At 64.2% G+C, this 9,412-nt stretch carries 9 protein-coding genes; 3 read left to right on the forward strand and 6 right to left on the reverse strand.

Features of this window, described 5'->3' with window-relative positions; all coding sequences use genetic code 11:
* From Q0M35_RS14850 to Q0M35_RS14875, 6 genes are all read right to left on the reverse strand, one after another.
* A partial coding sequence (locus Q0M35_RS14850) for a hypothetical protein (RefSeq protein ID WP_295316655.1) occupies nucleotides 1-1,264 on the reverse strand: 1,264 nt, incomplete at its 3' end.
* Nucleotides 1,261-2,778 carry a VWA domain-containing protein gene (locus tag Q0M35_RS14855; protein ID WP_295316658.1) on the reverse strand — a complete coding sequence of 506 codons (1,518 nt, stop codon included), beginning with the start codon at nucleotides 2,776-2,778 and terminating at the stop codon, nucleotides 1,261-1,263. The genes Q0M35_RS14850 and Q0M35_RS14855, both read right to left, overlap by 4 nt.
* Entirely contained in the window at nucleotides 2,771-3,757 is a 987-nt protein-coding gene (locus Q0M35_RS14860) for a VWA domain-containing protein (RefSeq protein WP_295316660.1), read from the reverse strand. The genes Q0M35_RS14855 and Q0M35_RS14860 overlap by 8 nt, the downstream gene beginning before the upstream one ends.
* Nucleotides 3,757-4,236 (reverse strand): DUF4381 domain-containing protein, encoded by a 480-nt coding sequence (locus Q0M35_RS14865; RefSeq protein WP_295316662.1) that lies wholly within the window; start codon nucleotides 4,234-4,236, stop codon nucleotides 3,757-3,759. The genes Q0M35_RS14860 and Q0M35_RS14865 overlap by 1 nt, the downstream gene beginning before the upstream one ends.
* A complete protein-coding gene (locus Q0M35_RS14870) occupies nucleotides 4,233-5,168 on the reverse strand; it encodes a DUF58 domain-containing protein (protein WP_295316664.1) in 936 nt (311 codons plus the stop codon). The genes Q0M35_RS14865 and Q0M35_RS14870 overlap by 4 nt, the downstream gene beginning before the upstream one ends.
* A 9-nt stretch (nucleotides 5,169-5,177) precedes the next feature.
* Nucleotides 5,178-6,173, reverse strand: coding sequence for a MoxR family ATPase (locus Q0M35_RS14875; protein WP_295316666.1), 996 nt, complete (start codon nucleotides 6,171-6,173; stop codon nucleotides 5,178-5,180).
* Nucleotides 6,174-6,438: 265 nt separating this feature from the next.
* Between Q0M35_RS14875 and repA the strand changes: the two genes are divergently transcribed.
* From repA to repC, 3 genes are all read left to right on the forward strand, one after another.
* Nucleotides 6,439-7,626 (forward strand): plasmid partitioning protein RepA, encoded by a 1,188-nt coding sequence (gene repA, locus Q0M35_RS14880; protein WP_295316668.1) that lies wholly within the window; start codon nucleotides 6,439-6,441, stop codon nucleotides 7,624-7,626.
* Nucleotides 7,623-8,618, forward strand: a complete 996-nt coding sequence (gene repB, locus Q0M35_RS14885; protein ID WP_295316670.1) for a plasmid partitioning protein RepB — start codon at nucleotides 7,623-7,625, stop codon at nucleotides 8,616-8,618. Before repA ends, repB begins: the two co-directional genes overlap by 4 nt.
* A gap of 181 nt (nucleotides 8,619-8,799) precedes the next feature.
* Nucleotides 8,800-9,412: plasmid replication protein RepC (gene repC, locus Q0M35_RS14890; RefSeq protein ID WP_295316672.1), on the forward strand; the 613-nt coding region annotated here is incomplete at its 3' end.

The raw sequence follows: 9,412 nt of genomic DNA on the forward strand, positions 1-9,412 counted from the left end.
TGTGCTGGCCGGTGGTGAGCACCGGCCGGTCACGGCGCAACGCGCTCCGGACGGCGGCCCAGTGGCGGGTCAGTTCCGCCTCTCCCGCCCCGTCGCGCCAGCGCGCGCGCCCCAGGGCATCGACGGCGCCGGTCAGGGTCGCACCCGGTGCAGCCCCCCGGTGCCTGCGCGCCTCCAGCGCGTCGAGCAGACCGTTGAGATCTTCGTGCCGCGCACTGCGTCGGGCGCCCAGGTGTGCGGCCCACGCGCTTGCGGCATAAGTGTCTCTGATACGGTTTACAACGCGCGCAAGCACCGGCACGAGCCACCTGCGCCCGGCCAGCAGGACCAGCGCCGTGACCAGCAGAAAAAGCGCGCCGCGCCGCGCCACATCGCGGTTGAGCGGGGCCCGCACCGGTGCGGGCCGGGTGACGGTCGCCCTGCGCCCGGGCAGCACGATCTCTTCAACCTCATTGCTCCCGGTATTGAACCAGCGCAGCGTGATATCGGGAAACTCCGCGTCGCCACCGGTCTGCGCAATATAGGTAATCTCTTCTGAGCGGGTGCCGGACATGACCCCGCGGTTAATGGTTTCCGTGACCCGGGCGTCTTCGGGATAAGCGCCGAAGGTGGCGCCCGGCTCCCCGGTGACCTCTGTTTCCCCGGTGGTGCCTGCCGGGCGTGGCGGGGCTGCGTCCAGCAGCGGCGGCACAAAGAGCGCGGAGGCCCCCGTCACGCTGATCTCAAGCGCGCGCACGATGGCATCGCCGACCGCCAGTTCCCCCTCCGCCGCGTCCCAGCTTTGCGTGACGGTGATCTCCTGTGCCAGAACAAGCGGGTCGAGTGTACGCGCCCCGGGCGGCACGGTCGCCACAATGCGCGTGGCCGGCACTTCCGCCGTCAGCGCAACATCCTCATTCGTCGCGGTGTCCTTGTAAACGATCGAGATCTCCTGAGCGGGGATTTCGGTCACCCCTTCGCGCATCGGATATATCCGGTAGGTGCGGCGCACACCGGCCCAGGTGACGCCGTCGATCTTCTCGCTCACGGGCGCGGTCGACCGCTCGGGCAGCCGCACAATCAGCCCGGGCATCTCAAAACCCGGAAAGACCGGCGCTTTCGGCATAAAGGTCGGCACCAGTACCTGCACCACCACCATGAACGGCTGGCCGACCATCACCTCTTCCTGCTCCGCTGTCACCGTAATCTGCGGATCCTGAGCGGCAACAGGGGCGGCAATGATCCCCGCCAGCAGTCCGCAAATCAGCGCCAGAGCCCGCATCATTCGGCCTCCCTCACGGTCTCGAGCCGGAAGCGCGAGGCGAGAAAATCACCGACCTGAGTGTCCACGGCGCGCATCCAGTCCTCGGTGCTCAGCCCGGCGGGCGGGCCTGTCTCTTCGGGGTCCACCAGCATCTCCTCACCCCTGCCGCTTTCGTTGTCATAGACCGTGTCATCCGCGCCGATGCCTGCGTCCTCCCCGGTGTCGGAGGCCTCCTGGCTGCGTTCCACATACGCCACCAGCGCTCTGGCCACTTCGAGGTTGGCAGCCGCCACGGCATTCTCCGGATCGCGCTCCACCGCCTTTTCAAAGGCGCGCAGACCATCGCGATATTTGCGGTTGCGCAGCAGTGCGATCCCTTCGGCACTGGCTGCCTCAGAGGTTTCGATAAAGCCGTAAGCCTCGGCCGCTTCGGCATAGCGCCCGGCCCGCAGCAGCGCATAGGCCCGCCAGGCCGTATCCTCGAAAAGATCGGCGGCCGCCGCAAAATCGTTGTTATTCATCGCAATCTGCCCCTGCTGATCCGGGGTCAGAAACCAGTCGCGCCAGCCCTCCGCCTGCGCGGACGTGCCCGGCAAGCCGACCAGCAGAAAGGCCAGCGCCCACTTCATCGTCCACCCGCGCCGGAACCAGGGCAGAAACAGCAACAGCGCGATCCAGCCGAACATCCATCCGCGGTCTTCCCAGTCCTGGCGGCTGTCCTCCAGCAGGGCGGCGCGATAAGCCGAGATCACCCGGCGTTCGATCTGATCAAGATCGCTGTCATCCCCGGTGATCCGCACCACCGTCGAGTTGCCGATCCCGTCCAGCTGCGGCAAACGCACACCCTCCCCCGCAACCACAAGGAAAATCACCGGCGGGCGCGTATCCGCCCCGGTGCTGAAAGCCTGCACATTCGCGGGGTTCATATCGTCGAGCACAAAAAGGATCGCCCCCGGCGTGTCCGACCGGGCAAGCTCCGCCTGCGCCAGCGCCAGAGCCTGATCCGCCCTGTCACCTTCAGACGGCATAATATCCGCCGACAGGCCCGAGAGATACGAGCGAACGATACCGGGGTCTTCGGTCAGCGGCGTGACCCGGTGCGCCGATCCGGCCCAGGCAAAGAGCGCGGTCTGCGCCCCTGCCCGCCTGTCGATCAGGTCGAGGATTTTGATCGCTGCCCGTTTGTGCCGCGTCGGCTGCACATCAGTGTTCTCCATCGACGGCGTGACCTTCAGTGCCACGGCCAGCGGTGCGGTCTGCGCCAGCAACGGATTGTCGACGCGGCTCCAGGTCGGTCCCGCCGTGGCCAGCACCAGCAGCCCCAGGGTCAGCGCCACACCATCAATCGCGAAATACCGGCGCCCGTCTTCAAACCCCACCGTCAGCGCACGCGCCAGATGCGGCGCAATCCCCTCGGCGATCTTGTCCTCCCCGGTGCGGCGCGGCCGCGTCAGCCACCACAAAGCGGCAAGCGGGATCAGCATCAGCAACCAGGCCGGGCGCAGAAAATGAAAGACACCGATCAGATCAGCCATCGGCGGTTCCCATCCGCTGACCCGCCACAAGCCCCGCCAGCGTGCCAAGCCCCACCAGCACCGCCACCGCAAAAGCCAGATGCCCGCGTGTCTCTTTCGGCTGAAAGGTGGTGGTCTCAACCAGCCTCGGGTTCAGCGCGTCGATCTCGTCATAGATCGCGCGCAACCCTTCGGTGTCGCTGGCGGTGTAAAACTCTCCGTCTGCGCGTTCCGCAATGGCTTTCAGGGTCGCCAGATCCACCCGGTTCTCGCCACTGGCCTGCGGATCGCCGACGCCGATGGTGAAAATCCGCACGCCTGCGCCAGCGGCGATTTCCGTGGCATTGAGCGGGCTCATCTGGCTGTTTGTATCCGCGCCGTCACTCAGCAGAACAAGTAATTTCTGTTCAACGTCAGATGCCTCAAAGGTGCGCAAGGCAAGCCCGATGGCATCTCCCATAGCCGTGTGCGGCCCGGCCATCCCCACTTCGGTCTGCGCCATAAGCTCAGCGGCACTGGCAAGGTCTTCGGTAAACGGCGTCTGCAGATAGGCGTTGGTGCCAAAGACAATCAGCGCGATCCGGTCGCCGTCACGCTCCGCGATGAACCCGTTGATCACGTCCCGCACCGCATCGAGGCGCTGCACCGGATTGCCGTCGGCATCCTGCAGATCGCGCGTGTCCATGGAACCTGAGATATCGACCGCCAGCACAAGATCGCGGGCGGCCTTTTCGATCACGACGGGCTCGCCCAGGATTTCGGGCCGGGCAAGGCCGGTCACGGTCAGCCCCCAGCACAGCATGGCGGCAAGCATCTGCCCCCTGCCCCGCCGGCGTATCATGGCCCCCTGCGACGGTGTCTGCCCCGCGGCCTCCGCGAGGCTGTGGAAGAACGGCACCCGCAGGGCGCTCGCTTTCTCGCGATGCGCGGGCGCGAATTTCCACACCAGCCAGGGCACCGGCAGCAGAAGAAACGCATAAGGAAAGGCAAAGGACAGCATCAGCCCCGCCCCCCCTGCCGGCGGTGTGTCCGGACCCAGGCCGCCGCCATACCCGGCAGATCGCTGTGCGGGGGCTGATCCCGATAGGGGGCTGATGCGAGCACGCGCCCTGCCTCGGTCCCGGAAAAGCCCGCAGCCGGTGCTGAAGCATCCAGAAATCCGAGCCAGGCGTCGCCCGACAACCCGGCCACATCGCGCCGCGGAAACCCGGCAAGCGCCGTACGCCGCAGTATGTCTGCAATCGCTGCCGGGTCATCGCCCGCGCGCTCCAGCGCCACAAGGGCCGCGCGCCGGTATGCGCGCGCCCGGTGTCTGAGGGTCGCCACCCGGCCAACCACCGCCAGCGCCACCAGCAGCCCGAGCCCCAGCCAGACCCAGCCGGCTGTCTGCGGCAAGAGCGACACCGCCACCGGCGCATCCGGCATTACGAGGCGGTCGTAGAGTTCGACAAGGCCCAGCCCGGACAGGTCTTCGCTCATCCGCGCCCCCTGCCCCCGCCGAGCAGCCGGATAAGCTGCGGCAGCGTGTCTTCGGCGGTGGTCAGCGGGATCACCGGCACCGCATAGCGCGCCGAGAAGTCAAAGAGAGCAGCCAGCCGCCCGGTGCTGAAATCCGTGAGCTTCCGGCGCACCGTTTCATCGCCGACATTGACCCGGGCCTGCAACGTGCCGTCAGAGACCACGATATCAAGCTCCGGCGGCAGCTGATCCGAGGTCGGATCAAGAACGCTGAACAGGATCAGCTCATTGTGCTGTGCGATGCGGCGCAGGTTCTTTTCGGTGTCCTCGTCCCAGCCGTCAAAATCGCTGAACACCATCACCAGCGCGCCGGAGCGGACAATCCGCGCAGCCGCGCCCACGGGCCGGTTCAGCGACATCGGCGTATGCGCAGGCGCATCGGCACTGAGCGCTCCGTTGGCCTCAGCCAGCGTATCGAGAAACCGGTTAAGCGCGCGTGCCGAGGAATGGGGCCGCATCTCATGCAGACCGGTGTCATCAAAGATGATCCCGCCGACGCGGTCACCTTTGTCACGCACGCGAAAGGCGGAAATGGCCGCCGCCTCCGCCGCCGTGACGGATTTCATATTGTGCACGCTGCCGAAGAACATCGACATCCGCTGATCGACGACCAGCAATACAGGCCGGTCGCGCTCTTCGGTATAGACCCGCACATAGGGCGCGCCGGTCCGCGCCGTGACCTTCCAGTCGATCGTGCGCACATCGTCGCCGGGCGCATAGTGGCGCAGCTCTTCGAAGTTGAGCCCCCTGCCCTTGATCTTCGAAGCATGCTGGCCGTTGAGAATGCTGCGTGACGGCTGCCCCGGCCGGAACGAAATGGCACGCGCGCGGCCCCGCAGCCCGCGCAGATGCGCGAGGCTTACGTGAATGCGGGGATCAGTGCGCGGGCTCATGATCTTTCCTCAGGGCAAAGCGACCTCGGAGAGCAGACGATCGGTCACATCATCGGGCGCCACCCCCTCGCCCTGCGCCTCATAGCTCAGCGTCAGGCGGTGGCGCAGTACGTCATGGGCAACGGCGCGCACATCTTCCGGGTCGACATAATCGCGCCCGGCAAGCCAGGCATGCGCGCGTCCGCATTTGTCAAACGCCAGCGAGGCGCGGGGGCTGCCCCCCACTTCAATCCAGCGCGCCAGATCATCTGACAGGGCCGCAGGCGTACGCGTGCCATAGACAAGATCGGCCATATACCGTTCCATCGCGTCTGATACGTGAATGTCCGCAATCTCACCCCGCGCCTCAAACACCGCTGACTGCGGGATCGCGGGCGGTTTTTCAATCTTCGCGGCACTCTTATCTGTATCCGCTTTCTGCTTTGCGGCCTCTTCACGGCGCACCAGCTGAATAACCTTCACCTCATCCTCAACGGGCGGATAATCCACCCGCACGTGCATCAGAAACCGGTCCATCTGCGCCTCGGGGAGCGGATAGGTGCCCTCCTGCTCGATCGGGTTCTGCGTGGCCATGACGATGAACAGCGGCGGCAGATTGTGAGTGGTCCCGGCGACTGTCACCTGACGCTCTTCCATGGCCTCCAGCAGGGCCGCCTGAACCTTGGCGGGGGCCCGGTTAATCTCATCGGCCAGAACAATATTGGCAAAAACCGGACCGGGATCAAACCGGAACGACGCGCCTTCGGGTGACTGATGATAAACTTCGGTACCGGTCACATCCGAGGGCAGCAGATCGGGCGTAAACTGGATACGGCTGAACTCTGCGTCCATGTTTGTGGCCATGGCTTTGACCGCGCGGGTCTTGGCCAGACCGGGCAGCCCTTCAATCAGCAGATTGCCGTTCGCAAGCAGGCCGATGATCAGGCGGTCAACCACGTCGCGCTGGCCGATAATCGACTGCCCCATCCGGTCTCTGAGGTCTCTAATCTGGTCTGATGCTGTCACAAAACCCCCCCGGTCTGTGGATAATTCACCGAAACGCGCCCGTCTGGCACCGGTTATGCTGAAGCTTCAGTTTTTCGGGACAGGCCGGATTTTTCAAGGTGAAATATCGGAGCGGGCTCTGCGCGACTAGTTGTAGCTGGCACAGGAGGCACCACCAGATGTAGAAAAACCTTGCACGAATCCATCGCTTAGGCCAATAGTCACGGAAAAGGCCGGGAAAACGGCTGTAACCGTGAACACGCTTTGCGGCACAAAGAGAGAGCAGATGGACAGTAATTTTCTGCCAGACGACCTGAATGCGGTGATCCGCCAGCATTCCGAGTGGCTGGCGACACAGCTACATGCCCAGCGGGAAAGCCTTTTCCCCCCCGATGCCGCCAAACAGATGCGGCGGTTCACCTCGGGTGAGGCCGCCGCCCTGCTCGGCGTTAACGACTCATATCTTCGCAAACTTCACCTCGATGGAAAAGGCCCTTCTCCGGAGATGACAAAGGCCAATCGCAGACTCTACTCTGCGGCGGATATACAGTCTCTGAGAGTGCTGTTAGAGAAGAATGCGCGCAAGCCGGGCGATTATCTGCCCGGCCGCCGCGACGGGGACCATCTTCAGGTCATCGGCGTGATGAATTTCAAGGGCGGCTCGGGCAAAACCACCACCTCCGCGCATCTGGCACAGCGGCTCGCGCTGACCGGATACCGGGTGCTGGGCATCGATCTGGATCCCCAGGCATCGTTTACCGCCCTGCACGGGGTGCAGCCGGAATATGACCTGCCGGACGGCGGCACGCTTTACGATGCGATCCGTTATGTCGACCCTGCCCCGATCGCGTCAGTGATCCGCAAAACCTATATTCCCAATCTTGATCTGATCCCCGGAAACCTTGAGCTGATGGAGTTCGAGCACGAGACCCCCCGCGCCCTCAGCCAGGGCAATGCGGGGTTGTTCTTTTTCCGGGTCAAAGAGGCACTGGCGCAGGTCGATGATGAGTACGACGTGGTGGTCATCGACTGCCCGCCGCAGCTCGGGTTTCTGACGATGTCCGCGCTGTCGGCTTCCACCGGTGTGCTGGTCACGATCCATCCCGAAATGCTCGATGTGATGTCGATGTCGCAGTTTTTGCGCATGACCGCGGATCTGATGGATGTGATCGCGCAAAGCGGTGCCGACATGTCGCACGACTGGATGCGCTACCTGCTGACCCGGTACGAGCCCACGGACGCCCCGCAGAACCGCGTCGTTGCCTTTCTGCGGACCATGTACGGCGACAAGGTGCTCAATGCGCCGATGCTGAAATCCACGGCGATCTCTGATGCCGGTCTGACCAAACAGACCCTTTACGAGGTCGAACGATCGGCCTTTACCCGCACCACTTATGACCGCGCGATGGAAAGCCTGAACGCGGTAAACGACGAGATTGCCGGGCTGATCCGGCAGACCTGGGGGCGCCCGTGAGCGACAGCCGCAAAAAGCGCATGGCGATGCTGGATAACCTGACGGCGGCACAGGCTGCGCCGCCGCCTGCCTCGATGATGTCGAGCAACCGCGCTCTGCGGTCCGCGCGCGATGCCGTCGATGCCCATCAGGTCTGGGATCTGGACCCCTGGAGCATCGAAGACAGCCGTGTGGCGGACCGCCTTGACCCGTCCGATGTGCAGGATCTGCGCGATGCAATCGAGACTAACGGGCAGACAGTGCCTGTTCTGGTGCGACGCCATCCCTCACAGGCTGACCGCTATCTGCTGGTTTATGGCCGCCGGCGACTTGAGGCGATCCGGCAGTCGGATACAGTGAAAACGGTACGCGCGCTGGTCGCTAATCTTGACGATCACTCTGCCATGCGCGCGCAGATCTCCGAAAATATGGCCCGGCGCGATCTGAGTTTCATTGAAAAGGCGCTCTTTGCCAAAGAACTGATGGAGGCCGGTTTCGGCACCCAGACCGAGGTGGCCGAGGTCCTTACGGTGAGTAAATCCGCGGTCTCAATGGCGCTGGCCGTTGTCGACAGCATCGGCGTTGGCCTGATCCGCGCGATCGGGGCGGCGCACGGGGTTGGACGACCCCGCTGGGAAGCGCTGGCGCGTGTCCTGCGCGAGACCAGCCCCGCACCTGAGCCGCTGTGCGACCTGGCCACCGGCACGCGCTCGTCGGTTGAGGCGGACGCCGTGCGGGGGGCCGACGGCGCCGACCCTTCGGTCGCCGCTTTCGAGGCCGTAGCCCGTGCGGTTGAACCACAGGAGCCGGCTGCGCAGAAACGTCCTGCGAAAAAGGCACCCGACGGTCGGGCGGTGATGCTCGGCGGCAAAGCTGCCGGCCGCGTGCAACGCAGCCCCGGCGGCCTGAAACTGGAGATTAAGGACGCAGCCTTCGGCGCCTGGCTCGATGGCGAAATCGAGGGTGTCCTGCAAGAGCTTCACGCGCGGTACAAAACCCATGCGGAAGACTGAGCGAGAGCAGAAAATGAAAAACAGGAGGCACGACCAGGACTAAAAGAAAAGGCCCCGCAAAGCCGACGCCCTACGAGACCCAATCTTGTGTTTAGCAACTCCAAGGTAATCTCAGGCGCCATCTGCCGCAAGTCAAAAGTGATTCGCGGCCCGGGATTTCTTTGTCTTCGTGAAACTATTTATGACCTATCAGCCCGTAACGCCCTTCCGGCGCGCCGTGGATGCTGCCGTGATCGAACAGATTACGCCGGCCGGCGCGCCATTGCCGGAAACTCCCGTTAATAAATGGGACGTCCTGCGCAATCTCGGACCCGTTCGCCAGTCCTTCGGGCTGTCTGACCGGGCGCTCGTCGTACTGCAGGCGCTTCTGAGTTTTCATCCGGAGACAGACCTCGGGGCAGGGGACGGCGGTATGATCGTCTTTCCCTCCAATGCATCAATCTGCGCGCGCCTGAACGGGATGCCCTGTTCGACGATGCGCCGGCATCTGGCGGATCTTGTCCGGGCAGGCCTGATCCTGCGGCGAGACAGCCCGAACGGAAAGCGGTTTGCCCGGCGCGGACAGGGCGAACTACTGGCCTTCGGATTTGATCTCACGCCGTTGGTGCGTCGTGCAGATGAGATTGCAGAGCGGGCAGAGGAGGCTCGCGCGGCAGAAGAACAGCTAAGGCGTCTGAGGCTCTCTGTGAGCGTCATGCGGCGCGATCTTGCGGGCCTTGGAGAGTGGCTCAGAGAGCAGCAAGGCGATGATCAGATGACCCGCAACGCTCTGAGGCTTGCCGGGGAGACCGCCA

Source organism: Roseobacter sp. (genome assembly GCF_024639605.1).
Classification (GTDB): domain Bacteria; phylum Pseudomonadota; class Alphaproteobacteria; order Rhodobacterales; family Rhodobacteraceae; genus Roseobacter.

Excerpts from the sequence above, each read along its gene's own strand:
- Q0M35_RS14855 (WP_295316658.1), bottom strand. The coding sequence starts at position 2,778 with ATGGCTGATCTGATCGGTGTCTTTCATTTTCTGCGCCCGGCCTGGTTG.
- Q0M35_RS14860 (WP_295316660.1), bottom strand. The coding sequence starts at position 3,757 with ATGCTGTCCTTTGCCTTTCCTTATGCGTTTCTTCTGCTGCCGGTGCCC.
- Q0M35_RS14865 (WP_295316662.1), bottom strand. The coding sequence starts at position 4,236 with ATGAGCGAAGACCTGTCCGGGCTGGGCCTTGTCGAACTCTACGACCGC.
- Q0M35_RS14870 (WP_295316664.1), bottom strand. The coding sequence starts at position 5,168 with ATGAGCCCGCGCACTGATCCCCGCATTCACGTAAGCCTCGCGCATCTG.
- repA (WP_295316668.1), top strand. The coding sequence starts at position 6,439 with ATGGACAGTAATTTTCTGCCAGACGACCTGAATGCGGTGATCCGCCAG.